Genomic DNA, 24,797 nt, shown 5'->3' with positions numbered 1-24,797 from the left:
GCCAGCGATCAGACCGACCCGTGTTTTTTAGACTTTTTGATTCTAGTCCCAATATTTTGCCGAATACAGCCTTGCAGGCGACTCACCGGACGTCAAAAACCGGATTCAAACCGGCCGATATTTTTTGCGTCAAAATCAAGCCATGAACCATCTGGCCACCGCCGTCTTGTCCGTCTCGCTGCTCTTGGGCGGTCATAGTTTTGCGCAAGGCGCGCCGCAACTGGATTTGCCGCGCGTCAAGCTCACGGCAGGCATGTACCTGGTGGACACCCAGGTGGCGGCCACTCCTGAGCAGCGCGCCACCGGTCTCATGTTTCGCCGCCAAATGCCGCAGGCCGAGGGCATGCTGTTTGTCTTTGAGCAAGCCGGCGAGCAATGCTTCTGGATGAAAAATACCTTGCTGCCCCTGACCGCTGCCTTTGTCGCCGATGACGGCACCATCGTCAACCTGGTCGACATGAAACCCCAAACCGACGACTCGCATTGCTCGGAAAAGCCGGTGCGCTTTGTGCTGGAAATGAACCAGGGCTGGTTTGCCCAAAAAGGCATCAAGGCGGGCTTCAAGCTGAGCGGCCCACCGTTTAAACCCAAAGCACCAAATGGAACGACTTCGCCTTGACAAGTGGCTTTGGGCGGCGCGTTTCTACAAGACGCGCACGCTGGCCAGCGAAGAAATCGACAAGGGCCGGGTGCAGGTGAATGGCGTGGTGGCCAAACCGGCACGCGAGCTCAAAGCGGGCGACAGTGTGCTGCTGCGCAGCGGGCCCGTCAGCCGCACCGTGACCGTGCTGGCGATCAGCGACAAGCGGGGCCCGGCGCCGGTCGCCGCCCTGCTCTACCAGGAAACCGAAGACTCCATTCGCCAGCGCCAACAGGCAGCCGAGCAGCGGCGCCTGGCCCCCGAACCAGCCCTGAGTCTGAGCCAGGGCCGCCCCACCAAACGCGACCGGCGCGACACCGAGCAACTGCGCCAGCATGGCTGGGACGCGCGCTGGAGCGCCAGCCTCAAAAGCTGAAACTTTGCGGGTCAGACCACTCGCGCAGCGACGTGCTCTGACCCCAACTGATTAGAACTTAATGTTCATGATGGCCGTGTCCTTTACTTCTTCCATCACGACGTAGCTGTGCGACTGCGACGGCACCGGGATTTTTTGCAGGATGCTGCTCAGCAGTTCCCGGTAGTCGGGCATGGCATTCAGCCGCGCTTTGACCAGGTAGTCAAAGTTGCCCGACACCAAATAACACGCCATCACCTCGGGCATGTGCAACAGCGCCTTGCGAACCTGGTCAAACACGTCGCCCGACTTGGTGGTGAGGGTGATTTCAACAAACACCAGCAGCGTTTTGCCGACCGATTTGGGATCGACCTGGGCGTGGTAGCCGGTAATGACGCCGTTGCGCTCCATGCGCCGCACCCGCTCGGCGCAAGGCGAGGTTGAGAGCCCGACCTGCTCACCCAGTTCGGTCATCGAAATGCGGCCTTGGCGCTGCAGGATGTCGAGGATTTTCTTGTCAATGCGGTCGAGTTCAGCCATATTTTTGGTTTGAGTTGGGTTTTTGAGTGCTTATTTGTATTTTCCACTGAAAAGATGGCCAAAAACAATAAAAGTAACTGCACTAGCTTCACTAAACTTCACGAATCAATTGTTTAACACGAGGTTCTCATGAAAGTTGTTGTTTTGGGCGCTGGGGTGATTGGTGTTTCAACGGCATACGCCCTGGCGCGTGCGGGGGCCGAGGTGACGGTGCTTGACCGGCAGCCAGGCGCGGCGCTGGAAACCAGTTTTGCCAACGCCGGCCAGGTGTCGCCCGGCTACTCAACACCGTGGGCCGCTCCCGGCATTCCGCTCAAGGCCATCAAATGGCTGTTTCAGAAACATGCGCCGCTGGCCTTGCGTGCTGATGGCTCGCTGTTCCAGTTGCGCTGGCTGGCCGGCATGCTGCGCAATTGCACGTCGGCGCGCTACGCGGTCAACAAGGAACGCATGATGCGCGTGTCGGAATACAGCCGCGCCTGCCTGCAGCAACTGCGCCTGGACACTGGCATCGCCTACGAGCAGCGCACCGGCGGCACGCTGCAGGTGTTTCGCTCGCAGGCACAGCTTGACGCCGTGGCGCGTGACCTGGAGGTGCTGCGCGCCTGCGGTGTCGCCCATGAAGTGCTCGACCGCGCCGGGCTGGCCCGGGTGGAGCCCGCGCTGGCCCACACGCAAGACCGGCTGCTGGGCGGCCTGTGGCTGCCCCAGGATGAAACCGGTGACTGCTTCATGTTTACCCAGCAACTGGCCGAAAAAGCACAGCAGTTGGGTGTGCAGTTCCGCTACGGTGTCGATGTCAGGCAACTGCTGAACGACGGACAAAGCCTGCAAGGCGTGCAACTGGCCGGGCCCGAGGCCGAAGTGGTCAAGGCCGACAAGTATGTGCTGGCGCTGGGCAGCTACACCCGCCAACTGTTGCAGCCGCTGGGCCTTGACCTGCCGGTTTACCCGGTCAAGGGTTATTCTCTCACCGTGCCTTTGCTGGATGCCAGCCTGGCGCCGCAATCGACCGTGCTGGATGAAACCTACAAGGTGGCGATCACCCGTTTTGACAAACGCATCCGGGTTGGCGGCATGGCCGAGCTGTGCGGTTTTGACCTGGCGCTCAACCCCAAACGCCGCGCGACGCTGGAAATGGTGACTGCCGACCTGTTTCCCGGCGGCGACCTGCCCAAGGCCGAGTTCTGGACCGGCTTGCGCCCGCAAACCCCCGATGGCACCCCCATCATCGGCGCCACCCGCCAGTACCCCAACCTGTTTTTGAACACCGGTCACGGCACGCTGGGCTGGACCATGGCCAGCGGCTCCGGGCAGTTGTTGGCTGATCTGGTTACCGGCCGGCAACCCGCCATCAGCACCGAGGGTTTGGCGCTGGACCGTTACAGCCATGCGACGCCGTCACGGGGCCTGCCAAAACGGGTGGTCAGCGCAACGGCCTGAATCGTATGTGCCTCTGAACGCATTCGCGGCGAGGGCGCCGCTCCCACAACTACAGCCGCTCCCACGGGGCCCCGCTAACCTGAATCGCTATTTCTCCATCACATACGTGCCGGGCGCATCGGCCAGCGCCGGGAATTGCCGGCTGGTCGTGGCATAGGCCGGCACCATGCTGCCGGTGCGCGCATGCAGCCAGGCAGTCCAGTCGGGCCACCAGCTTCCCGACTTTTTCTCGGCCAGCTTGAGCCAGCGCTCGGCATCATCATTGCTCCCGGGTTCGGCCACCCAGAAGGCCCGCTTGGGCGGACTGACCGGCGGGTTGACAATGCCCAGAATATGCCCTGAGGTCGACCGGACAAAGCGCACGGGGGCCGCGCCATTCACGTCGCGGCGGATCAGGTAACACTGTTGCCACGGCGCGATGTGATCCTCCTCGGCGGTCACCGCGTAGAGCGGCTGGGTGATGCGGTTCAGGTCAATCGACTCACCGGCAATGCTGAGCTGGTCGCGCTTGACCAGGTTGTTGTGCAGGTACATCTCGCGCAGGTAATAGGAATGCATGGCTTGCGGCATGCGTGTGGTGTCGGTGTTCCAGAACAGCACATCAAACGGCGGCAGGCTCTCGCCCAGCAAATAGCTCTTGACCCAGTAATGCCAGATCAGGCTGTTGGAGCGCAGCAAGCGGAACGAGCTAGCCATTTCCTCGCCATCGAGATAGCCTTTTTTGGCCATCAGGTCTTCCAGCGCGCTGATGCAGGCTTCGTCAATAAAAACCTCAATCTCGCCGGGGTGCGAAAAATCGGTCAGCGAGGTCAGCAGCGTCCAGTGCGCCACCGGCATGTTGTCTGCGCCGTACCGCTTGTTGGCCCAGGCCATGTAGGTGGCCGCCAGCGTGCCGCCAATGCAGTAACCCACCAGATGCACTTGAGGCACTTTGCAGAATTCGGTGGTGGCGCTCACCAGCGCGTGAATGCCGTCATGAAGGTAATCGTCCAGGCGCACATCGCGCATCTCGGCGGTAGGGTTTTTCCAACTGCTGATGAACACCGAGAAGCCCTGGTCGGTCAGGTGCTTGACCATGCTCTTTTGCGCGGTCAGATCCAGAATGTAAAACTTGTTGATCCATGGCGTGATGATCAGAATGGGCATGGCGCGCACCTCTTTGGTGGTGGGCGCATAGTGGATCAGCTCCACCAGCCGGTTGCGAAAAATCACCTTGCCGGGCGTGGTGGCCAGGTCCTTGCCCACGGTAAAAGCATCCGGCTCGACCATCCGGATGTTTTTGGCCTCTGCGTCTCGCAAAAAGTTTTTCAGCCCCGCCTGCAGGCTCGCCCCTTTGGTTTCAACCGCGCGGGCCATGGCCTGCGGATTGAGCCAGAAGAAATTGGTGGGCGACACCTTGTTGAGCCAATTGCGCTGCCAAAAAGCAGCCTGGCGGCGCGCGTGGCCAGACAAGCCGGGCGTTTCCAGGCAGATTTTCTGCAGGCGGTTCGAAAACGTCAGATACCACTCCTTGTAGATGTCCCAGGTGGCCGACTCGGTCCAGATGGGGTCGGCGAAACGGGCATCTTCAGGGTTTTGCTCAAACACTTCATGGGTGGGCATGCCGAGCATGCGGCGCAGCGCATGGTCATACAGGGCAACCCAGTCCGAGGACAAGTCGTCAACGGCCTTCAAAAACTCCTGCGGGTGCATCAGCAAGGCCACCTGGGCGTTGATTTGGGACGAGATGATGCCAAAGGGGTCGGCCTGTTTGTTGATGGCCCGGATGGCGGCCTCAAGCGAAGCCAAGCCGGTACTTTCAGCCCCTTCAGGCTGGGTAATTTGTCGATTGAGCATGTTGGATGAACCTTGTTGTTAGGGCAATATATTACTCCGCTCTGCGCCCGGACCGCGCCAACCCCGGCGCTCGCGGTCTAGGCCGGCACGTCCACGAAAAATCCTTCGACAAAGGCCATTTGCTCATCTTTGGCCAGGTATCCCATGGGATTTGCCATGACATGGCAGGCAAAGTCACGCCCCTCCCGCGTTCCGCGCACCGTGTAATTGTTGGCGCAGTGCAAATGGCCGTGCATCCATACCTGCGCAAAGGGCAACAGGTCATCCATGGCATTGCAAAATCCAGCGGTGCCGGGCTGATGACCGTACCTTGGGTCGGCGCTTGCAAGGGTGGGTGCAAAGTGGGTGACGGCAACAGTCGTGCCATTGAACGGAGTTGCCAGGGCGCGGCGCAGCCAAGCCTGGCATTCCAGCGACATCTCACGGATGGCGCCTGCAAGCATCAGCTGCCCCTGGCTCAGGGTGGTATTTTTGGACAGGTAATGATTGGCCGCCCTGAATGCCTTTTCTCGTTGCTGCATTTGTTTTGTGAAGGTCTTTTCTGACGTTGCAAGAGCGTCAAAGTCACTCCACAAAGTGGTTCCCACAAAGCGGACCCGGCCAATGGTGATGATTTCTCGCTCAAGCCATTCAATTCCCAGCGTTTGACAAAGCTCGCGCAGCCTGGCGTAGGTGTCGCCGAAATCCAACCCATCAAACTCGTGATTGCCGGGCGTGAACAGCACCCTGGGCCAGGCAGCATGTGAGCGCAAAGGTGAGAACCGGGACAGACCAAAGTCGTCGCTGTCCAATTTTGAGCCGGCTTGGTACGAGCCAATGTCGCCGGCCAGAACCAGTACATCCACGTTGGCGGCAGCCTGCGGCATGAACTCGGGATGGCGTTCCAGGTGCAGGTCAGACAGCAGTTGAATGCGCATGAAAACTTGAGTCCGGCGCTGCTGGCCAGAGCAAACAACTCACCCCAACGAGCAGCGCTTGTCGGAAAAATGCAGGAGCGCCACAACATTGGGCCGTTGCAGAATGCCAAGCGCCTGGGCAGCAGCCTTGCTGAGGTCAATAATCCGGTCTTTGACGAATGGACCACGGTCGTTGATGCGAACAACGATTGATTTCCCGGTCACGGGGGAATGTGCACACAACCTGGTGCCAAATGGGAGTGTGGGGTGGGCAGCGGTGAGCGCGTTCATATTGAACCGCTCACCGTTGGCGGTGCGCTTGTTGTGGAATTTCGCTCCGTACCATGACGCAATGCCCTGCTGGAGCACACCGGCCGCGTCGAGGACCTTGCCGGACGCCTCTGAGCCCGCCGAAGCCACCGCCAACGCAACCGCGTTGACCGATGCCACCGCATTTGAGGTTGCATTCATGATGGACTCAAGGGGCTTATTGGCGCCAGTCAGCGCTTCTGTGCCGGCCAACGGCACCGTGTTTTGCGGCTCGCCCGCAGACACAGGAACTGCAGCGGGGAAGACATTGGATTCAACTGCTGCGCTGGCTGCCGAACTCAGGCTCTGCGCTCTGGCCGACTCCTCTGCCGCCCAAACCGGGGCACTGACCCACAGGCTGCACAACAAGACAACCATGAGACTTCGAAGTTCGCCAAGCGTCAGTCTTCGAGTCGCTCGTTTGCCTGACTGGATGGAAGCGGCGTTTGCAGTGTTGTTGATGTGCATGTATCGGGGTTCATTTGGCATTGCCGGTAAAAAAGGACGTGGCAAGAAAACTCACGACAGGTAGGCAATGGTGGTGAAGATGACCAGGCCGAGCGAGCATTTTAGCCTCGTCACCATAATTTGCGGGATTGTTGCCACCTGACACAAATACCCGCCCCCGGGAAAGTCGCTGGTTGTCTGGTTAGCCCTGAGGGCAAATCGAGCCGGATCACACCGGATAAATTTCAGTGCGTCAGTTGGTGGCGGGAACGCCGGCACAATTTACCTCGCCAAAGCATGGATTCTTATTTTTCCAGGAGCTTGCTGGTGTAGCCGGCGTCCTCCAACGCTGCAGCGATGTCTTCGGAAGAAATCATGCTGGTGTGGCTCACCCAGGCCTGGCGTTTGACAATGTCAACGTCAGCCTGGTTTACACACGGCAAGTCCTGTAATTCGAACATCACAGCCTCGGCATCATCGGGTGTCAAAAGTTGAGCAATTTCAAAAATGGATTCTGGCACGGTGGACCTCTTGACGGTTATGCAGATGAGAGAGGACAAAAGCGGGGTCCATTTGCTGTCTTGAAGGTTCAACTGGACGAAAAAAAACCACCAAAACACCGTTGATTGGTGGGTCTTGGTGGGTTTCTTTGGGTAACATCAAAAAACCTATTTGCAGCTTAACTTGCTCGTAAGTCGTTGATTTATAAGTTTTGGCGGAAACGGAGGGATTCGAACCCTCGATGAGGCTCTACACCCCATACTCCCTTAGCAGGGGAGCACCTTCGGCCACTCGGTCACGTTTCCTGAAAATCAGAGCCGCGATTATGTCACGACTTCGGGGCTTTTATCAGGCTGGCACCTGATCCAGGCCAAAAGCTTGGTGCAGCGCCTTGACGGCGAGTTCCATGTACTTCTCATCAATGACCACCGAGGTCTTGATTTCGCTGGTGGAAATCATCTGGATGTTGATGCCTTCCTCAGCGAGCACGCGGAACATGGTGCTGGCCACGCCCACATGGCTGCGCATGCCGATACCCACGATCGACACCTTGCAGATCTTGGTGTCGCCCACCACTTCCTGCGCGCCGAGCTTGGGCACCACCACGTTTTTCAGCAAATCCATAGCTTTGGCGAAGTCGCTGTGGTTTACGGTAAAGCTGAAATCGGTCTTGCCGTCCTTGCTGATGTTCTGGATGATCATGTCAACTTCGATGTTGGCATCAGCCACGGCACCCAGAATCTGGTAGGCAATGCCGGGCTTGTCGGGCACGCCCAATACAGAAATTTTGGTCTCATCGCGGGTGAATGCGATGCCTGAAACGATGGCTTGCTCCATGTTTTCGTCTTCCTCAAAAGTGATCAGGGTGCCGGATTTGGCTTCTTCGTTGATGTCGATGTCCCACGGCGTGAAGCTCGACAGCACACGCAGTTTGACCTTGTACTTGCCGGCAAATTCCACCGAGCGGATTTGCAGCACCTTGGAGCCCATGGAGGCCATCTCCAGCATTTCTTCAAAGCTCACCGTTTGCAGGCGCCGTGCCTCGGGCACCACACGCGGGTCGGTGGTGTAAACGCCGTCCACGTCGGTGTAGATCAGGCATTCATCGGCTTTCATGGCGGCCGCCACGGCCACGGCCGAGGTGTCGGAGCCACCGCGACCCAGCGTGGTGATGTTGCCAGATTCGTCCAGGCCCTGGAAACCGGTCACGATGACCACGCGGCCGGCGTTCAGGTCGGCGCGCACACGCGCGTCATCAATCGATTCGATGCGGGCCTTGGTGTAGGCGCTGTTGGTGCGAATGGGCACCTGCCAGCCGGCGTAGCTCACCGACTCCAGCCCCTGGGCTTGCAGCGCAATGGCCAACAAGGCGCTTGATGCCTGCTCGCCGGTGGCGGCCAGCATGTCGAGTTCGCGGTTGTAGGAATCGGTCAAGGTGGATGGCGCCAGCTCTTTGGCCAGCGCCAGCAGGCGGTTGGTTTCGCCGCTCATGGCGCTGGGCACCACCACCATCTGGTGGCCGGCGCGGGCCCACTTGGCGACGCGTTTGGCGACATTGCTGATGCGCTCGGTTGAGCCCATCGAGGTACCGCCGTATTTATGAACAATCAAGGACATGAGGGGGGTCGAGGTGGGTTACAAAAGCTGCGGATTGTACCAATCGAGTACTTTCCCCCGCCTGACACAAAGGCCGTGCCCCACCTTCAGGTGCAACTGATGGCCCCGGGTGCGGCAAGCCGCCAGTTGGTCCAATAATTCTTCCAATTGGGCGCTGCTGGGCGTCGCCTGATGAACACTCAGCAGCCAGTGGCGCAGCAGATTGGCCAATCGCGGGCGGCTCAGGGTCTGCAACGCCTTGATATCGGGCGGCACGCCGATGCGCTGCAGGTCTTCAGCCGCCACCTCCTGCAACAGGCCTTTAGCCTGCGCCGCATGTCGGCTGCTGCGGGCAAAGGTGTCGCGGAACTGCGGAAAACAGGCTTGCAGCGCCGGCAACAGACGGGCGCGGATGCGGTTGCGGGTAAAGCGCTCATCCAGGTTACTGGGGTCTTCAACGAAGGTGGCGCCCTGCGCTTTGAGCCAGTCCCGAATCGCCGCACTGCTGACCTGCAGCAGGGGACGGCAATACGTCAAGCCGCCACGCTGCCACTGCGCCGCCATGGCGCTCAGGCCCGGCAGGCCGGCACCGCGGCTCAGCGCCAGCAGCAGGGTTTCAGCCTGATCGTCGGCGTGCTGGGCAATGGCGATGGTTTGAATGGTGGCTGGCCCGATTTCGGCCAGCACCAGCGCGTCAATGGCGTTGTAGCGGGCGTGTCGCGCCGCCGCTTCGGGGCTTTGGCCGGGAGCGTGGCCGGCATTGACTCTTTGCACCACCAGCGGCACCTGCAGGTCGGCACAACAGCTTCGGCAATGGCGCTCAAAGTCGTCCCCGGCGGCCTGCAGGCCATGGTGCACATGCACGGCCATCACCTGCCCCGGCCATGCGCGCGCGCAGGCCAGCAACAAGGCCGTGGAATCTGCGCCGCCGCTGTAAGCCACCGCCAGGGGCAGTGCTGGCTCAAAACTGGCCATGGCCTGCTCAAAGGAGCGTGTCATGGCATCACAACGGCTTATTTACCCGTGTTTTTGGTGTCGGTGAAGCGGCCATAACTTTGCAGCCGCTCATAGCGCCGGTCCAGCAAGTCTGCAAGCTTGAGGTCACTGACCTGGCGGTAAGCTTCGGTCAATGCGCGCTTGAGGAAGGCAGCCATCTGCTTGGGGTCGCGGTGCGCGCCGCCCACCGGCTCGTTGACGATTTTGTCAATCACGCCCAGGGCCTTGAGGCGGTGTGCGGTAATGCCCAGCGCGTCGGCCGCCTCCTGCGCCTTGTCGGAGGTTTTCCACAAAATGGAGGCGCAGCCCTCGGGGCTGATCACCGAGTAGATGGAGTACTGCAGCATCAGCACCTGGTCGCCCACGGAAATTGCCAGCGCACCACCCGAGCCGCCCTCGCCGATGATGGTCACAATCACCGGCACCTCCAGTTGCGCCATCTCGAAAATATTGCGACCAATGGCCTCCGACTGGCCGCGCTCTTCGGCATCGATGCCAGGGTAGGCGCCGGGCGTGTCGACAAAAGTGAATACCGGCAGCTTGAATTTTTCTGCTGTTTTCATCAAACGCAGCGCTTTGCGGTACCCCTCGGGTTTGCTCATGCCAAAGTTGCGGGTGGCGCGCTCGCGGGTATCGCGGCCTTTTTGCTGGCCAATCACCATGCAGGGTGTGCCGTTGAACCGGGCCAGGCCGCCCACGATGCTGAGGTCGTCAGAAAAATGACGGTCCCCATGCAACTCAACAAAATGGGTGAACAACTCGTTCACATAATCCATCGTGTAGGGGCGCTCGGCGTGGCGGGCAATTTTGGTGATTTGCCAGGGCGTCAGGTCGCTGTAGATGTCCTTGGTGAGCTGCTGGCTCTTTTTGGCCAACTGGGTGATTTCAGCCGAAATATCAACTGCCGACTCGGTCTGCACGTAGCGCAGCTCTTCAATCTTGTTTTCCAGCTCGGCAATCGGGTTCTCGAAATCGAGGAAAGTTTTTTTAGTCACACAAATTCCTTATAGGTTGGGGTCAGAGCTAAAGATCTGACCTGCAAGGTCGACATCCAACATCCGACAATCAGTTGGGGTCAGAGCAAAATTGCTGCGCAATTCCTGATCTGACCCGCAAGGTTTCAGTATTCCACCGGCGCCGGATCCAACGAGCGCCAAATATACCAAGTTGCCACGGTGCGGTAAGGCGCCCAGGCCAGCGCCACCTCACGCGCGTCGCTGCGGCTGACCGCCTCACCCGAAAAATAGCTTTTGCTGATGCCATTGATCAACCCGACGTCGTCGAGCGGCAGCACATTGGGGCGCATCAAATGAAAAATCAAAAACATCTCGGCGGTCCAGCGGCCAATGCCTCGAATGGCCACAAGCTCACCAATGATGGCCTCGTCATCCATCGCGGCCCAGTCGTCCACGCACACCAGGCCGCTGTCAAAGTGAATCGACAGGTCAACGAGGTATTCCACCTTGCGGGCGCTCAAGCCCGCCGCGCGCATGTCGTCGATTTTGAGCTTGAGCACTTGCCCGGGGTTCATCGATGGCGCCAGCTTGGCAAAACGGTCCCACACGGTTTGTGCCGCCTTGACCGAGATCTGCTGACCAACCACACTGCGCGCCAGGGTGGCAAAGGCATCGCCCCGGCTCTGCAGGCGCGCTTTGCCAAACTGCGGGATCAGCCGCTTCATGACGCGGTCTTTCTTGATCAGATGCTTGCAGGCTTCCTCCCAATAGTGCGGTGTGGCGATGCACTCCGCCGTTGCTGCTGTGGCCATCACCTGGTCGCCTTCATTTGGCCACTTCCCAGCTGGTGCCAGCGGCGGAATCTTTCAGCACAATGCCCAAAGTCAGCAACTCCTGGCGGATGCGGTCGGCCTCGGCAAAGTTTTTGCTGGCCTTGGCGGCCGCCCGCGCACTGATGCGCTGGGCAATGTCGGCCTCGCTCAAGCCGGCACCCGACTGCAAATAGCCTTTCGGGTCTTGCTGCAACAGCCCCAGGCAAGCGCCCAAAGCCTTGAGCAGGCCCGCCAGCGCAACCGAGCGGCTGCGGTTGACTTCGCTGGCCAAATCGAACAACACCGCCACGGCTTCCGGCGTGCCAAAGTCCTCGTCCATCGCCGCCTTGAAGCGGGCGGAAAAAGGATCATTCCAGTCAATGTCCAGCGCTTGCGGATGCACGGCATCCAGCGCGGTGTAAAGACGCTTGAGCGACTGGCGGGCATCCTCCAGATGCACATCGCTGTAATTCAAAGCGCTGCGGTAATGCGCACGCACAATGAAAAAACGCAGCGTTTCGGCATCGAAACGGGCCAGAATTTCGCGGATGGTGAAGAAATTGCCCAGGCTTTTGGACATCTTCTCGTTGTCACGCGTGACAAAACCGTTGTGCATCCAGAAACGCGCCAGCGCCTGCCCGTTGGCGCCCTCGCTCTGGGCGATTTCGTTTTCGTGATGAGGGAACTGCAGGTCGGCACCGCCACCGTGAATATCGACCGTCTGGCCCAGCAACTCGCCGCACATGGCCGAGCACTCAATATGCCAGCCCGGGCGCCCCGCGCCGTACAGGCTGTCCCACTTGGCATCGGCAGGCTCGCTGGGTTTGGCGGATTTCCACAGCACAAAGTCCAGCGGATCGGTCTTGCCATCATCCACCGCGACACGTTCACCGGCGCGCAATTCGTCGAGCGATTTGCCGCTGAGCTTGCCGTAACCCTCAAATTTGCGCACCGCAAAGTTCACGTCACCATCACCACTCTGGTAGGCCAGACCCTTGTGTTGCAACTGACCAATAAGTTTGAGCATGGCGGGCACGTGATCAGTGGCGCGCGGCTCATAGGTGGGCCGCTCAATGCCCAGCGCATCGGCGTCCTGATGCAGGGCGGCGACCATGCGATCGGTCAGGGAGCGGATGCTTTCACCGTTTTCCAGTGCGCGTTTGATGATTTTGTCGTCAATATCAGTCACATTGCGGACATATGTCACATCAAAGCCAGTGCACTTCAACCAGCGCTGCACCACATCAAAGGCCACCATGGCACGCGCATGGCCCAGGTGACACAGGTCATAGACGGTCATGCCGCAGACATACATGCGAACACGGCCGGGCTCAAGCGGCGTAAAAGTTTCAAGAACACGCGACAGCGTGTTGTAAATGCGCAAACTCATGAGTCGTTCAAATCCAGTGTCAAATTTAGAGTTGGCCAGCCAAGGGGGCTAATCCGGTCTTTGGGCAAGGCGGCCTGCGGTGGGCAAACACCTCAAAAACACCCCCTCAGCTACAATTCTTGCCAGTATAAGGCTCCGCCCTGACCTGCTTGTTGGCACGCCAGATCACCCCATTCGCCCCGTCCCCCCATGAAACAGGCTTGCTCAGTCATTTACAAATTTTTGCTCTGGCTCACCCTGGCTGCTTCCTGTTTGAGCATGCCAGGCCGGGCCGATGAAATCACGGATGTCAACCAGTTGGTGCGCACCAATCAGCTTGCCGAGGCGCTGGCAAAGGCCGACAGCTATCTGGTCAACAAACCTGCCGACCCGCAAATGCGCTTTATCAAGGGCGTGATCCAGCGCCAGTTGGGCAAGCCGGCGGATGCCATTGCCACCTTTACCAGCCTTACCCAGGACTACCCGGAGTTGGCCGAGCCGTACAACAACCTGGCCGCGCTTTATGCGGCTCAGGGTCAGCTTGAGCAGGCTCGCGCAGCGCTTGAAATGGCGGTCCGCACCAATCCGAACTACGCCATTGCCCATGAGAACCTGGGTGATGTTTATGCCCTGCTGGCCAGCCAGGCCTACAACAAAACCCTGCAACTTGACAAAGGCAACACCTCCGCGCCACCCAAGTTGGCGGTGATCCGTGAGGTTTTGAAGCTCAACCTCGCCAATCCGGGACTGCCATCGGTGGCCCCGGCGGTCAAGCCTTAAGCCCCGGCAAGTCACAATGGCTGCCCGGATGGCAGAACAAACCCATTTTCACGAAGGAGTCAACGGATGAATTTCAAGACATCAGGCAAGCTGGCCCGTGCCACGATCGCCGCCACAGTGCTGTTTACCGCCGCCCAACTGGCGCTGGCGCAAGCCGCGCCGCAGGTAAAGTTCACCACTTCGGCAGGCAGCTTTGTGGTTGAGGTGTACCCCGACAAAGCCCCAAAAACAGTAGAGAACTTTTTGCAGTATGTCAAAGACAAGCACTACGATGGCACGATTTTTCACCGGGTGATTGCCAACTTCATGGTCCAGGGCGGTGGCTTTGATGCCAACTACCAGCAAAGGCCCACCCGCGCACCGGTAGTTCACGAAGGCCGCCAGGCGTTTGACAAGGGGCTGCGCAACACAAATGGAACCCTGGCCATGGCGCGCACCAACGACCCCCAATCTGCCACCGCCCAATTTTTCATCAACGTCAAGGAAAATGCCTTTCTCGACCCAAGCGCCCAGGCGCCTGGCTATACGGTTTTTGGTAAAGTCATCTCCGGCATGGATGTGGTCAACACCATCAAGGCGGTGCCCACCGGCCCCGGCGGCCCGTTTGGCTCCGACGTCCCCAAAACCCCCCTTCTTATCAACTCTGCAACCCTGGTGAAATAAATCATGAGCAATCCACAAGTCGAACTCCACGTCAAAAACTACGGCACCATCACACTAGAACTCGACGCTGACAAAGCGCCAAAGTGCGCCGCCAACTTTCTGAGTTATGTGAACAAGGGCCATTACGACAACACCATTTTTCACCGCGTGATTCCCGGCTTCATGGTGCAGGGCGGCGGCATGGAACCGGGCATGGCGCAAAAAACCTGCGATGCGCCGATTCAAAATGAGGCCAACAACGGGCTGAAAAATCTGAATTACACCGTGGCCATGGCGCGCACCGGCGACCCGCACTCGGCCACCGCCCAGTTCTTCATCAACGTGGCCGACAACACCTTTTTGAACCACACAGCACCCAGCGCCCAAGGCTGGGGCTACGCCGTGTTTGGCAAAGTGGTCGCTGGCACCGATGTGGTGGACAAGATCAAGGCCGTCAAAACCGGCCGCAAGGGCCACCACGATGACGTGCCGCTGGAAGACGTGGTGATCGAAAAAGCCGTTGCGCTTTGAGGCAAGTGCTACTTTTGAAGCCTCATGGATTGCTGGCCTGACCCGCAATGACAGACTGTGGCAGCGGAACCTTTGCCAACGCCAGTGCCTGAGGTCAGGGCTGCCCCCGCCTGGCGCGCGCTGGACTTCATCTCCGACCTGCATTTGCAGGCCAGCCAGCACGCCACTTTTGCGGCCTGGCAGCGCTACATGGCCAGCACGCCGGCCGACGCCCTGTTCATCCTTGGCGACTTGTTTGACGCCTGGGTCGGCGACGACATCACGGCCGCCAGTGACGCCGATGGGTCTTTCGCGCTGCAGTGCCAGCAGGTGTTGCACGCCACGTCCAGGCGCTTGCCGGTGTATTTCATGCACGGCAACCGCGATTTTTTATTGGGCGAAGACTTTGCCCGTGCCTGCGGCATGACGCTGCTAGCTGACCCGACGGTGCTGACGTTTGACGGCCAGCGCTGGCTGCTGTCGCATGGCGATGCGCTGTGCCTGGACGACGTGGATTACCTGAAGTTTCGCCAACTGGTGCGTAACCAGGCATGGCAACAGGCTTTGCTGGCAAAACCGCTGACAGAGCGTCAGTTGCTGGCCCGCGGGCTGCGCTCAGAGAGCGAGTCGCGCAAGGCAAATGGCTCGGTCTATGCCGATGTCGATGCAGCAGCCGCCAAAGCCTTGCTTATTGAGGCCAGCGCCAGCACCCTGATTCATGGCCACACCCATCTGCCCAATGACCATGTGCTGGATACCACCACGCAGCCGCCGCTGCGTCGTCTTGTGCTGAGCGACTGGGACGCAGCCGCTCAGCCGCCACGGCTGCAGGTGCTGCGGCTGCAGGCAGGGCACGCGCCCCAGCGCCTGCCGCTAATCTCAGGGCTTTAACAAGACTTTGAGCACGTTTTGCAGGCGGCGCACCTGAGCGGCATCAAAGGCAGATGCCAGCACCGTGGCGGTGTCCTGACCCCAGGTTTGCGCCGGTGCCGGGTCGTTGCGCTTGGTCAGCAACTGCAACTGGTACATTCGCCGCGCGCTCAACTGCTCGGCAGGTGTGGGAACTTCAGCGGCCATTTCAAGCCGCAAAAGCGCCGTCGCTGCGTCACCGGCTGCGGGCTCTGACACCGCCTTGACCCAGGCACCCCGAACCGCCGGATTGACGCGACTGCCCAATTCCTGCACTGTTGGCACTTGGGTTGCATCACGCGACTCCCAGGCGGCCAGCAAATGCGTCAGGGCCTCGCCATGGGCCTGAGCCGCCAGCTTGCGCAAGGCAAACTGCGCTTGTTCCAGCGCATCGCGCTGGGCCCTGAAGGCTGCGTCACCCAAGCGTGGCGCGTCAGGACGCTCGCCAAACGCCGGACGGTCTGAGCGCTCGCCACGCGGCCCGCCACGCTCGTCCATGCGGCCAGGGCCGCGCGCATCACGCCCGCCATCGCGGCCACCCGGACGACCGCTGTCTTTGCGGTCACCAAACTTGCCGCCGCGGCCCATGCCGGCAGGCTCTTCTTTTTTCATGCCGGGGCGGTCATCACCGCGCATGGCAACCACGCGTTTGGGCGGTGTCACCGGCTTGGCCGGCTCAGGCGCGGCTTCTGTGGTTTCTGCGGCCTCACTGGCAACCCCTTCTGCCATGACAGCTTCGGGAGCCTCGGTGCTGTCTGGCGCTGCTGGCGCGTTGTCTGTCTGGGTATCGGCGTTCTGTTCAGCAGGTCCGGCAGCCACTACGGCCGCTTGCGCCTGGCGCTGACCACTCAGGGCCGCTTCCAGCGCGCTCATGGCGCTGCGAATGGCTTGCGCATCGCCCGAGGCATTGGCGGCCTGCAGCGCTTTGGAAGCCTCCAGCACGATACGGTCGCGGTCGCTCAAGGCACTCTGGGCTTTCTCACGTTCGACCGTCTTGCGGTTGAAGGCTTCGTCGATCGGCTTGCGGAACGCGTCCCACAGCTTTTGCTCGTGGCGGCGGTCAATCGGCACGCGATGCGCCTCCGCCTGCCAGCGCTGCTGCAGCGCCTTGACGGCATCTATGCGCAGCATGGCCTCGGCGCCCAGCGCCCTGGCCTCATCGATCATGGCGTGGCGTGCCTCCAGGCTGAGCTTTTGCAGGGTTTCCAGCGGCTCCGCGGCATGGTCAATGGCTGCTTTCCAGAGCGGCTGCAATTCAGCGAACATTTTTTCGCCGATATGACCCGCCTCGCGCCAGCGGTCGCCAAACTGGTGCAGCAAGCGGCTGAAGCCCTTCCAGTCGTCGTCAAGCGCCACACGATTGGCTTCGGCCCACGCCTTGACCTCTTCGATAAGCGCCAGCCGCTGGGCGCGGTGCTCCGCCGACTCGGCCTTGATTTTTTCCAGCCAGGCTTCCACCACCTTGTGGGCTTCGTTGCAGGCTTCATCAAAGCGTTTCCACAGCGCGTGGTTGGGCACGCCACCCTGGTCGGTCAGCTTCCACTGCTCACGCAGTTGGCGCAACTGGTCCTGCATCTTGCGCCCGCCAATGGCCTGACCCTCGGGGCGCTTGAGCAGCGCCTCTGCCTTGGTCACCAGTTCTTCGCGCAACTGGTCGGCACGCCAGCGCTGCCAGCCTTCCAACTCGCCCGCAGCCACCAGCGCCGCATGGGCCTGGGCTTCGAGCTTGTCGTCAATCAAACGGCCGTTGTCCTTGAGCGTCTGCCGCAGGGCATTGGCAGCACCGGCGCTGGCCTTGCCATGGCCCTGCGCCATTTCATGTTCCAACTTGGCCAGCACTTCGGCCACATGCGCGGAGGCCTTGGCGCGAATCTCGGGATCCACCTTGGGTTTGGCTGGTGCTGCCACCGGCTCCAGCGGAACGCCGCGTGCCAGACGCAGTTCATCGGCCCACACCGGCACCTTGGGCAGCGGCGCGGCCGCGTCTTTTGCGGCTGCGATGGTGAGTGCCAGAGCTTCTTGAAAAGCTTGCCAGACCAGTTGCAACTGGGCCTGGGAATCATTCAACTGGGACACAAAACGCACATCGACGCTGGACCAATTGGCATCGGCCACCAAGGCATCAGACTCAGTCTGCCAATGGGCCACGTCCGCGGCCAGGGCTTCCTGGGTGGACTGGGCATCGGTCCAGGGCTTGGTGGAGAGCACCTCAATGCGCTGCGCCAGCAGCACCGCCGCCTCACGCTGCACCTGCACCCGGTGCTGCAAGTCTTCAATGGCACGCACCCGCTCGACCAGTTGGGCTTTCAAACCTGCCAGGGGCTCTTTGCTCAGCGGCGCACCGGCTTTGGCGGCATCGCGCTGCCAGGCCAGGGCATCGGCCAGATTGAGCTTGGCCAGGGCCAGCAGCGCCTGCGCCTTGTCAGCCCATTCCAGCGCAATGGTGGCCTGGGTTTTGCTGCGCTTGATCTCATCGAGTTTTTCGCGCAGCAATTTGGCGGCACCCTTGTCCTTGCCGCTCAGTTCCTTGAACACCTGCTGCAACTGTTCGCTGCTCGGGCTGCTGGCCAGCCATTCGCGGATGCAGGCCATGCGCTCACCCGAGGTTTGCGCCGAAAACGCGCCATGCGTCAGGGCATCCAGTGGATGGGCCTCGGGGGTCTTGGCACTGACGACAGGGGCGTCAGGGGTGGGGCTGGCTTTGCTTTGGGTAGAAAAAGGGAACATCGACGTCGCGCACTAAAGTGAAAATGTGCCCGCCGGCAGGCGGCGGGAATAAACGCGTATTTTCGCCGGGTTTTGCGTGCTCCCCAAAAAAACAATCAAGCCCCAAGAAGTAGCATGATCTCTGCCACTCGCCGGAGGTTAAAAATCAGGCCTGGAACCCGCCCTAAATCCTGCGAAATCCCTCGGCAGGTCCAGTCTTGAAACCATTATTAGAATATCAAACCTATTTGATATGGTTGACTTGTTATATCCAGCGCCTCTAGAATCCGCGGACTCTTGACAAAATCAAGGGATAACCCTAACCCGCTGCCGACCCCGGCAACATCAAATCTCTGCACCAACGCGCAACAACCGCAGGATATTGATAGCGTAACAACCCATGCCTGGTCCCTGCCGCACTTTATGGACGTGTCTTTAAATTGCATCAGACCTCGCGCAAGAAGGAAAAGCTATGACAGCATCTAACACCATGAGCTCAGGTCTGAGGCAAGCGCTAGCTGCCGTGACCAAAGGCTTTTTTCAGATTACCCACAACAGTTTTGCCCTGATCGGTCTGGCTGTCTTGTTTAGCACCATGGCTTTGGTGGCTCGCCCCGAGCTGCGCCAGGTGGGCGAAATCAAGCTCTTTAGCTGGCTGCAAGAGCGCCAGCAAGAGGTGAGCGGCGTCGTCAGCGACCTGGTCGCTGGCAACCACGCCTCCGCCAGCGAACGCGCCACTGCGGCCGATCCCAAAGAGTTGCCCAAGCAACAAGCCGCCGTGGCTTATTGGCTCAGCAAGAAGTACCGCGTGGCGCCTGAGCCGATCAGCGCACTGGTGGCCGAAGCCTATGCTGTTGGCGCGCGCGTCAAGCTCGACCCCACGCTGATTTTGGCGGTGATGGCCGTGGAGTCGGGATTTAACCCGTTCGCCCAAAGCTCGGTTGGCGCGCAAGGCCTGATGCAGGTCATGACCAAGATCCACCACGACAAATACCAGAGTTTTGGTGGCCAGTTTGCAGCCTTTGACCCGCTGGCAAACCTGCATGTTGGCGTGAAAGTGCTGAAGGATTGCATCCGCATGGCGGGCTCCATTGAGGGCGGCCTGAAATACTATGTGGGCGCGGCCAACCTGGAAACAGACGGTGGCTATGCCGCCAAAGTAATGGCCGAGTACGCCCGCCTGCAGTCGGTGGTGCACGGCAACTCGGCACCACGGCAAACCACGCTTGCCCCTGCGGCCATCAAGGTGCTCACGCCTGCAGCCCAAGAGACACCAGAAGCGCCCGCCACGCCCGACAAAGCCGCCACCCTGGCGATGGGTTGATGACGTCAGCTAAAATCTGACAGTGCGCAACTGGCGATAGGCATCACCCCCAAAGCGGGCGTGCTGCCGAAGTGGGAACACCACGGGGGAGCGTGCCACAGCACCAATTCGGGTGTTGTGATCAGCCGTTCGCCTGGGCACCTTAACCCACGTCTTTAAGGACTGCCATGTTCGACCGTAACATTCTCATTGAGCAAACCGACCCCGAACTGTTTGCCGCCATCCAATCTGAAAACCAGCGCCAGCAGGACCACATCGAGCTGATTGCCAGCGAAAACTACGCCTCACCTGCCGTCATGGCCGCGCAAGGCACCCAACTCACTAATAAGTACGCTGAAGGCTACCCTGGCAAGCGCTACTACGGCGGCTGCGAGTTTGTCGACATTGCCGAGCAACTGGCCCTGGACCGGGTCAAGCAACTCTTTGGCGCCGAAGCTGCCAACGTGCAGCCGCATTGCGGTGCATCGGCCAATGAAGCCGTTTTTCTGGCATTTTTGAAACCCGGCGACACCATCATGGGCATGAGCTTGGCCGAAGGTGGTCACCTGACGCATGGTATGCCCCTGAACATCAGCGGCAAATGGTTCAACGTGGTGTCTTATGGCCTGGATGCCAATGAAGCCATCGACTACGACGCCATGGAGCGCAAGGCGCATGAATCCAAGCCCAAGCTGATCATTGCCGGTGCCAGTGCCTACAGCCTGCGCATCGACTTTGAGCGCTTTGCCAAGGTGGCCAAAGACGTGGGCGCCATCTTTATGGTCGACATGGCGCACTACGCCGGCCTGATTGCCGCGGGCGTCTATCCCAACCCGGTGCCGCATGCAGACGTGGTGACCAGCACCACCCACAAGAGCCTGCGCGGCCCGCGTGGCGGCATCATCTTGATGAAGTCACAGTATGAAAAAGCCATCAACAGCGCCATCTTCCCCGGCCTGCAGGGCGGCCCGCTGATGCATGTGATTGCCGCCAAGGCCGTGGCCTTCAAGGAAGCATTGCAGCCTGATTTCAAGGTATATCAGCAGCAAGTGCTGACAAATGCACGCATCGTGGCCGAAACGCTCACCCAGCGCGGCCTGCGGATTGTGAGCGGCCGTACCGAATCGCATGTCATGCTGGTGGATTTGCGCTCCAAAAACATCACTGGCAAAGAAGCGGAAGCTGTGCTGGGCGCAGCCCACATGACCATCAACAAAAACGCCATCCCCAATGACCCCGAAAAGCCCATGGTGACCAGCGGCGTGCGGGTGGGCACCCCGGCCATGACCACGCGGGGCTTCAAGGACGAAGAAGCCCGCATGACAGCCAACCTGATCGCCGATGTGCTCGACAACCCGCGCGACGAGGCCAACATCGCCGCCGTGCGCGCCAAGGTCAATGCGCTGACGGCGCGCTTCCCGGTCTATGGTTGATCGCAGGACAGACCGCAGTTACACGAAGTAAACCAGTTCTGTCCCCAACTGACTGAGCAAGCATGAAATGCCCCTTCTGCAGTCATCCCGAAACCCAGGTGGTTGAAACCCGGGTTTCTGAAGACGGGGGCTTCATCCGGCGGCGACGCCGCTGTGCCTTGTGCGACAAGCGGTTTACCACCTACGAGCGCCCCGAAGTCACGTTTCCGGCCATTGTCAAAAAAGACGGTCGCCGCATTGAATATGAGCGCGCCAAACTGCAGGCATCCATGAACCTGGCGCTGCGCAAGCGCCCGGTGAGCACCGAGCAGGTGGATGGCGCGGTAGAGCGTATCGAAGAAAAGCTGCTGAATCTGGGCCTGCGCGAAGTGCTGTCCACCCGCATCGGTGAACTGGTGATGTACGAGCTCAAAAAACTCGACAAAGTCGCCTATGTGCGCTTTGCCAGCGTTTACCGCAGCTTTGAAGACATTGACGACTTCAGGACGCTGGTGGACGAAGTGGGGCGCTGACCAAAGCGACGTTGCGCGGCGGTTGGCAGGGCCTGTTTGCGGGGAGATCGCCACGAAGTTACGAAAACAATCCCATCGTTGGGACGCAGAACCCCAGTAGAAATGCAAGCCGCCAAAAATGAGCGGTTCAGGACACTTTTAAGACATCGCCAAGAAAAAAGCACTTAGCGTTTCCGATAAGTGCTTGATTCAATTGGTATTTTTGGTGGGCAGTACAAGTTTCGAACTTGTGACCCCTGCAGTGTGAATGCAGTGCTCTACCCCTGAGCTAACCGCCCTTTCCCTGTTCAGGAAAGAGGCAGATTATGTCACATTTTCCGGTGTTTTCTGCTCTACAGAACGCCAGATTGTCTTGGCATTGCTTGACTTGTCGATTTGCATCAGCACTTCTTCGTGCGCGGCGATTTCCTGCTCGTTGGCGCAAATCACCGGCAGCACAAACTGGCTTAAATCGAGCGCGATGATTCGCGCACCGTTGGCATCGGTGGTGGGCGCCTCGTCCATGAGCAGCGCATTTTGCCCACGGGTGAGGTTGATGTACATGTCGGCAAGCAGTTCGGCGTCGAGCAGCGCGCCGTGCAGGGTGCGGCCCGAGTTGTCTACCTCCAGGCGGTCACACAGCGCATCGAGCGAGTTGCGTTTGCCCGGAAACATCTCCTTGGCCATGACCAGCGTGTCGGTGATACTGGCCACCACGCTTTTGACTGGCGGCTGCTTAAGGAGCGCCAGTTCCATGTTCAAAAAACCCAGGTCAAACGGCGCGTTGTGGATAACCACATGCGCGTCTTTCAGGTAGTCCAGCAGGTCTTGGGCGACTTCTGCGAACTTGGGTTTGTCCTTGAGGAAGTCACTGGTGATGCCGTGCACCTTGAGCGCTTCTTCGTGGCTGTCCCGCCCCGGGTTGACGTAGAAGTGGCGGTTGTTGCCGGTGAGCTTGCGGTGCAGCATTTCGACGCAGCCGATCTCGATGATGCGGTCGCCGTTGTCGGCCGACAGCCCCGTGGTTTCGGTGTCCAGAAATACCTGGCGCATCAGTGACCTTCCTTGGCATGGTTGATGGAGTACTTGGGGATCTCGATCACCAGGTTTTTCTGCGTCAGGATGGCCTGACAGCTCAGGCGCGAGTTGGGTTGCAGGCCCCAGGCCTGGTCCAGCAGATCGTCTTCGTCTTCTTCCGACGGGGCCAATGACTCAAAGCCTTCGCGCACGATGACGTGGCAGGTGGTGCAGGCGCGGCTCATTTCGCAGGCGTGCTCGATGTTGATGTGGTTGTCCAGCAAGGCTTCGCAAATGGAGGTGCCTGCGGGTGCAGACACTTCCGCACCCTGAGGGCAATATTCGGCGTGGGGCAAAATTTTGATGATGGGCATGATGAATTGATTAGATTGATTCAATATTTTTACCGGCCAGGGCTTTTTGGATGCCGCGGTTCATGCGCAGCGCGGCAAAGGCTTCGGTACCTTTGGCCAGCGCCAGTGTGATGGCCTCGATGGCCTTGGCGTCTTCGAGCGTGCGGGCGGCCTGCACGGCCTGCATCAGGCGGTCGATGTCGGCGCGCTCGGCGGCATCGAGCAAGTCACCATCGGCGTTGAGCGCGCTCAACGTGGCCAGAATCATGCGGTCGGCGTCCACGCGCGCCTCGGTCACGGCGCGGGCCTGCATGTCGGCCTCGGCGGTGGTAAAACTTTCTTGCAGCATGCGGGCGATCTGGTCGTCAGCCAGGCCGTAAGACGGCTTGACGGCAATTTGTGCCTCCACGCCGCTGCCCTGCTCGCGCGCTGCCACGCTCAACAGGCCGTCGGCGTCCACGGTAAAGGTGACACGAATGCGCGCCGCACCGGCGGCCATCGGCGGAATGCCGCGCAGCTCAAAGCGCGCCAAGCTGCGGCAGTCGGCCACCAGGTCGCGCTCGCCCTGCACCACATGCAGCGCCAGCGCGGTCTGGCCGTCAATGTAAGTGGTGAAGTCCTGCGCCTTGGCGGTGGGAATGGTTTCGTTGCGCAGCACGATGCGCTCCACCAGGCCGCCCATGGTCTCGATACCCAAGGACAGCGGAATCACGTCGAGCAGCAGCAGGTCGCCACCCGGGTTGTTGCCAGCCAGCTGATTCGCCTGGATGGACGCGCCCAGCGCCACCACTTCGTCGGGGTTGAGGTTGGTGAGCGGTGTCTGGCCAAAGAATGTGTTCACCGCCTGCTGAATCTGCGGCATGCGGGTGGAGCCGCCCACCATCACCACGCCCTTAACATCAATGGCGGCCAGCTTGGCGTCGCGCAGCGCTTTGCGCACCGCCTGCAGGGTGCGCGCGGTCAGCGTCTCGGTGGCGGCTTCAAAGGCCGAGCGCGTGACATCCAGAACGAGTTCGCCGCTGGACAGTTGGGCCCGAAAAGGTGCAGCCTGTGCGTCCGTCAAGGCCTCTTTGCAGGCACGCGCAGCGACCTTCAGGGCGGCTTTGTCAGTGGCATTGGCAACAGTTGCGCCGGTTTGCGCCAGCACCCAGTCGGCCAGGGCGTGGTCGTAGTCGTCACCGCCCAAGGCCGAGTCACCGCCGGTGGCCACCACCTCGAACACGCCCTGGGTGAGTTTAAGAATTGATATGTCAAAAGTGCCGCCGCCCAGGTCGTAAACCGCGTAAACGCCCTCGCTGGCGTTGTCCAGACCATAGGCAATGGCCGCTGCCGTGGGTTCGTTGATCAGGCGCAACACATTCAGGCCGGCCAGTTGCGCCGCGTCCTTGGTGGCCTGGCGCTGGGCGTCGTCAAAGTAGGCCGGCACCGTGATGACAGCGCCATACAGGTCGGCATTGAAGGTGTCTTCGGCGCGGTAACGCAGCGTGGCCAGGATGTCGGCGCTGACTTCAACCGGAGACTTTTCGCCCTGCACGGTTTGCAGGCCCAGCATGCCGGGGTGGTCGACAAAATGGTAGGGCAGCTTGGCGGCCAGCGCCACGTCTTTCAGGCTGCGGCCCATGAAACGCTTGACCGAGGCAATGGTGTTTTCCGGGTCGCCGACACCGCCGGTGACGGCATCATCGCCAATCTGGCGGCCGCCCCCGGCCAGGTAGCGCACCACTGACGGCAAAATCACCCGGCCGTTGGCGTCTGGCAGGCATTCGGCCACACCATGGCGTACGCTGGCCACCAGCGAATGGGTGGTGCCCAAATCGATGCCAATGGCAATCCGGCGCTCGTGCGGGTTGGGCGTTTGCCCGGGTTCGGAGATTTGGAGTAAAGCCATGATCAATTGGGTAAATATGGATTGCGGATCAGGTCCGCAATGACAGCTCGCGGCTTCGGTATTGACGCA

Annotated in this window: 24 protein-coding genes, 2 tRNA genes and 1 riboswitch; of the genes, 10 read left to right on the top strand and 16 right to left on the bottom strand. The window is 60.2% G+C overall.

Annotated elements, in window-relative coordinates; translation table 11 throughout:
- Positions 1–142 precede the first annotated feature (142 nt).
- Positions 143–619: a DUF192 domain-containing protein gene (locus GPS82_RS00995; RefSeq protein ID WP_296490208.1), complete on the top strand. Its 477-nt coding sequence runs from the start codon at positions 143–145 to the stop codon at positions 617–619.
- Entirely contained in the window at positions 600–1,016 is a 417-nt protein-coding gene (locus tag GPS82_RS00990; protein ID WP_296490207.1) for an RNA-binding S4 domain-containing protein, read from the top strand. Before GPS82_RS00995 ends, GPS82_RS00990 begins: the two co-directional genes overlap by 20 nt.
- A gap of 51 nt (positions 1,017–1,067) precedes the next feature.
- Here GPS82_RS00990 and GPS82_RS00985 read toward each other — a convergent pair whose 3' ends face one another.
- Complete coding sequence (locus tag GPS82_RS00985; RefSeq protein WP_296490206.1) at positions 1,068–1,535, bottom strand: AsnC family transcriptional regulator; 468 nt, start codon at positions 1,533–1,535, stop codon at positions 1,068–1,070.
- 129 nt (positions 1,536–1,664) lie between these two features.
- Here GPS82_RS00985 and GPS82_RS00980 point away from each other — a divergent pair, with 129 nt between their 5' ends.
- Positions 1,665–2,978, top strand: coding sequence for a D-amino acid dehydrogenase (locus tag GPS82_RS00980; RefSeq protein WP_296490205.1), 1,314 nt, complete (start codon positions 1,665–1,667; stop codon positions 2,976–2,978).
- Positions 2,979–3,065: 87 nt separating this feature from the next.
- Here the strand turns inward: GPS82_RS00980 and GPS82_RS00975 are convergent, their stop codons facing one another.
- The 10 genes from GPS82_RS00975 to cysS all read right to left on the bottom strand — a co-directional run bounded on the left by GPS82_RS00975 (position 3,066) and on the right by cysS (position 12,717).
- The gene (locus GPS82_RS00975) at positions 3,066–4,814 is read right to left on the bottom strand and encodes an alpha/beta fold hydrolase (protein ID WP_296490203.1); all 1,749 of its coding nucleotides are present in this window, start codon (positions 4,812–4,814) and stop codon (positions 3,066–3,068) included.
- Positions 4,815–4,891: 77 nt separating this feature from the next.
- Positions 4,892–5,731, bottom strand: a complete 840-nt coding sequence (locus tag GPS82_RS00970; protein ID WP_296490202.1) for a metallophosphoesterase — start codon at positions 5,729–5,731, stop codon at positions 4,892–4,894.
- Positions 5,732–5,770: 39 nt separating this feature from the next.
- Complete coding sequence (locus GPS82_RS00965) at positions 5,771–6,487, bottom strand: septal ring lytic transglycosylase RlpA family protein (RefSeq protein WP_296490201.1); 717 nt, start codon at positions 6,485–6,487, stop codon at positions 5,771–5,773.
- A gap of 284 nt (positions 6,488–6,771) precedes the next feature.
- Positions 6,772–6,987, bottom strand: coding sequence for a heavy metal-associated domain-containing protein (locus GPS82_RS00960; protein WP_296490200.1), 216 nt, complete (start codon positions 6,985–6,987; stop codon positions 6,772–6,774).
- A 192-nt stretch (positions 6,988–7,179) separates the two neighbouring features.
- Positions 7,180–7,272, bottom strand: a tRNA-Ser gene (locus GPS82_RS00955).
- A 43-nt stretch (positions 7,273–7,315) separates the two neighbouring features.
- Positions 7,316–8,584 (bottom strand): aspartate kinase, encoded by a 1,269-nt coding sequence (locus GPS82_RS00950; protein WP_296490198.1) that lies wholly within the window; start codon positions 8,582–8,584, stop codon positions 7,316–7,318.
- Between the two features lie 18 nt (positions 8,585–8,602).
- Positions 8,603–9,562, bottom strand: a complete 960-nt coding sequence (gene tilS, locus GPS82_RS00945; protein WP_296490197.1) for a tRNA lysidine(34) synthetase TilS — start codon at positions 9,560–9,562, stop codon at positions 8,603–8,605.
- 14 nt (positions 9,563–9,576) lie between these two features.
- The gene (locus GPS82_RS00940) at positions 9,577–10,554 is read right to left on the bottom strand and encodes an acetyl-CoA carboxylase carboxyltransferase subunit alpha (RefSeq protein ID WP_296490196.1); all 978 of its coding nucleotides are present in this window, start codon (positions 10,552–10,554) and stop codon (positions 9,577–9,579) included.
- Positions 10,555–10,679: 125 nt separating this feature from the next.
- On the bottom strand, positions 10,680–11,327 hold the full coding sequence (locus GPS82_RS00935; protein WP_296490195.1) for a DNA-3-methyladenine glycosylase 2 family protein: 648 nt from the start codon (positions 11,325–11,327) through the stop codon (positions 10,680–10,682).
- A gap of 13 nt (positions 11,328–11,340) precedes the next feature.
- Complete coding sequence (gene cysS / locus GPS82_RS00930; protein ID WP_296490194.1) at positions 11,341–12,717, bottom strand: cysteine--tRNA ligase; 1,377 nt, start codon at positions 12,715–12,717, stop codon at positions 11,341–11,343.
- Positions 12,718–12,906: 189 nt separating this feature from the next.
- Between cysS and GPS82_RS00925 the strand changes: the two genes are divergently transcribed.
- The 4 genes from GPS82_RS00925 (at position 12,907) to GPS82_RS00910 (ending at position 15,519) form a co-directional block, all read left to right on the top strand.
- A complete protein-coding gene (locus tag GPS82_RS00925) occupies positions 12,907–13,476 on the top strand; it encodes a tetratricopeptide repeat protein (RefSeq protein ID WP_296490193.1) in 570 nt (189 codons plus the stop codon).
- A gap of 66 nt (positions 13,477–13,542) precedes the next feature.
- Positions 13,543–14,139: a peptidylprolyl isomerase gene (locus GPS82_RS00920; protein ID WP_296490192.1), complete on the top strand. Its 597-nt coding sequence runs from the start codon at positions 13,543–13,545 to the stop codon at positions 14,137–14,139.
- Positions 14,140–14,142: 3 nt separating this feature from the next.
- A complete protein-coding gene (locus GPS82_RS00915; RefSeq protein WP_296490191.1) occupies positions 14,143–14,649 on the top strand; it encodes a peptidylprolyl isomerase in 507 nt (168 codons plus the stop codon).
- Positions 14,650–14,706: 57 nt separating this feature from the next.
- Positions 14,707–15,519 carry a UDP-2,3-diacylglucosamine diphosphatase gene (locus GPS82_RS00910; protein ID WP_296490190.1) on the top strand — a complete coding sequence of 271 codons (813 nt, stop codon included), beginning with the start codon at positions 14,707–14,709 and terminating at the stop codon, positions 15,517–15,519.
- Here the strand turns inward: GPS82_RS00910 and GPS82_RS00905 are convergent.
- Positions 15,508–18,264, bottom strand: coding sequence for a DUF349 domain-containing protein (locus GPS82_RS00905; RefSeq protein WP_296490189.1), 2,757 nt, complete (start codon positions 18,262–18,264; stop codon positions 15,508–15,510). The genes GPS82_RS00910 and GPS82_RS00905 overlap by 12 nt on opposite strands.
- Before the next feature lie 451 nt (positions 18,265–18,715).
- Here GPS82_RS00905 and GPS82_RS00900 point away from each other — a divergent pair, with 451 nt between their 5' ends.
- From GPS82_RS00900 to nrdR, 3 genes are all read left to right on the top strand, one after another.
- Positions 18,716–19,567: a lytic transglycosylase domain-containing protein gene (locus GPS82_RS00900; RefSeq protein WP_296490188.1), complete on the top strand. Its 852-nt coding sequence runs from the start codon at positions 18,716–18,718 to the stop codon at positions 19,565–19,567.
- 16 nt (positions 19,568–19,583) lie between these two features.
- A riboswitch (ZMP/ZTP riboswitch) is annotated at positions 19,584–19,713 on the top strand.
- Between the two features lie 21 nt (positions 19,714–19,734).
- Complete coding sequence (glyA, locus tag GPS82_RS00895; protein ID WP_296490187.1) at positions 19,735–20,979, top strand: serine hydroxymethyltransferase; 1,245 nt, start codon at positions 19,735–19,737, stop codon at positions 20,977–20,979.
- Positions 20,980–21,041: 62 nt separating this feature from the next.
- Entirely contained in the window at positions 21,042–21,491 is a 450-nt protein-coding gene (gene nrdR, locus GPS82_RS00890; RefSeq protein ID WP_296490186.1) for a transcriptional regulator NrdR, read from the top strand.
- A 203-nt stretch (positions 21,492–21,694) separates the two neighbouring features.
- Here nrdR and GPS82_RS00885 read toward each other — a convergent pair.
- From GPS82_RS00885 to hscA, 4 genes are all read right to left on the bottom strand, one after another.
- A tRNA-Val gene (locus tag GPS82_RS00885) sits at positions 21,695–21,769 on the bottom strand.
- A gap of 25 nt (positions 21,770–21,794) precedes the next feature.
- Positions 21,795–22,526 (bottom strand): DNA polymerase III subunit epsilon, encoded by a 732-nt coding sequence (dnaQ, locus tag GPS82_RS00880; RefSeq protein ID WP_296490231.1) that lies wholly within the window; start codon positions 22,524–22,526, stop codon positions 21,795–21,797.
- The gene (gene fdx / locus GPS82_RS00875; RefSeq protein WP_296490185.1) at positions 22,523–22,861 is read right to left on the bottom strand and encodes an ISC system 2Fe-2S type ferredoxin; all 339 of its coding nucleotides are present in this window, start codon (positions 22,859–22,861) and stop codon (positions 22,523–22,525) included. The genes dnaQ and fdx overlap by 4 nt, the downstream gene beginning before the upstream one ends.
- A 10-nt stretch (positions 22,862–22,871) precedes the next feature.
- Positions 22,872–24,728, bottom strand: a complete 1,857-nt coding sequence (hscA, locus tag GPS82_RS00870; RefSeq protein WP_296490184.1) for a Fe-S protein assembly chaperone HscA — start codon at positions 24,726–24,728, stop codon at positions 22,872–22,874.
- Positions 24,729–24,797: the final 69 nt, after the last annotated feature.

It is taken from the genome of Rhodoferax sp. (genome assembly GCF_011391645.1).
Lineage (GTDB): Bacteria > Pseudomonadota > Gammaproteobacteria > Burkholderiales > Burkholderiaceae_C > Rhodoferax.
This window is presented reverse-complemented; position numbering and strand designations above follow the sequence as displayed.

Coding starts and splice junctions, on each gene's coding strand:
- GPS82_RS00995 (WP_296490208.1), top strand. CDS start 143: ATGAACCATCTGGCCACCGCCGTCTTGTCCGTCTCGCTGCTCTTGGGC.
- GPS82_RS00990 (WP_296490207.1), top strand. CDS start 600: ATGGAACGACTTCGCCTTGACAAGTGGCTTTGGGCGGCGCGTTTCTAC.
- GPS82_RS00985 (WP_296490206.1), bottom strand. CDS start 1,535: ATGGCTGAACTCGACCGCATTGACAAGAAAATCCTCGACATCCTGCAG.
- GPS82_RS00980 (WP_296490205.1), top strand. CDS start 1,665: ATGAAAGTTGTTGTTTTGGGCGCTGGGGTGATTGGTGTTTCAACGGCA.
- GPS82_RS00975 (WP_296490203.1), bottom strand. CDS start 4,814: ATGCTCAATCGACAAATTACCCAGCCTGAAGGGGCTGAAAGTACCGGC.
- GPS82_RS00970 (WP_296490202.1), bottom strand. CDS start 5,731: ATGCGCATTCAACTGCTGTCTGACCTGCACCTGGAACGCCATCCCGAG.
- GPS82_RS00965 (WP_296490201.1), bottom strand. CDS start 6,487: ATGCACATCAACAACACTGCAAACGCCGCTTCCATCCAGTCAGGCAAA.
- GPS82_RS00950 (WP_296490198.1), bottom strand. CDS start 8,584: ATGTCCTTGATTGTTCATAAATACGGCGGTACCTCGATGGGCTCAACC.
- tilS (WP_296490197.1), bottom strand. CDS start 9,562: ATGACACGCTCCTTTGAGCAGGCCATGGCCAGTTTTGAGCCAGCACTG.
- GPS82_RS00935 (WP_296490195.1), bottom strand. CDS start 11,327: ATGGCCACAGCAGCAACGGCGGAGTGCATCGCCACACCGCACTATTGG.
- cysS (WP_296490194.1), bottom strand. CDS start 12,717: ATGAGTTTGCGCATTTACAACACGCTGTCGCGTGTTCTTGAAACTTTT.
- GPS82_RS00925 (WP_296490193.1), top strand. CDS start 12,907: ATGAAACAGGCTTGCTCAGTCATTTACAAATTTTTGCTCTGGCTCACC.
- GPS82_RS00920 (WP_296490192.1), top strand. CDS start 13,543: ATGAATTTCAAGACATCAGGCAAGCTGGCCCGTGCCACGATCGCCGCC.
- GPS82_RS00915 (WP_296490191.1), top strand. CDS start 14,143: ATGAGCAATCCACAAGTCGAACTCCACGTCAAAAACTACGGCACCATC.
- GPS82_RS00905 (WP_296490189.1), bottom strand. CDS start 18,264: ATGTTCCCTTTTTCTACCCAAAGCAAAGCCAGCCCCACCCCTGACGCC.
- GPS82_RS00900 (WP_296490188.1), top strand. CDS start 18,716: ATGACAGCATCTAACACCATGAGCTCAGGTCTGAGGCAAGCGCTAGCT.
- glyA (WP_296490187.1), top strand. CDS start 19,735: ATGTTCGACCGTAACATTCTCATTGAGCAAACCGACCCCGAACTGTTT.
- nrdR (WP_296490186.1), top strand. CDS start 21,042: ATGAAATGCCCCTTCTGCAGTCATCCCGAAACCCAGGTGGTTGAAACC.
- fdx (WP_296490185.1), bottom strand. CDS start 22,861: ATGCCCATCATCAAAATTTTGCCCCACGCCGAATATTGCCCTCAGGGT.
- hscA (WP_296490184.1), bottom strand. CDS start 24,728: ATGGCTTTACTCCAAATCTCCGAACCCGGGCAAACGCCCAACCCGCAC.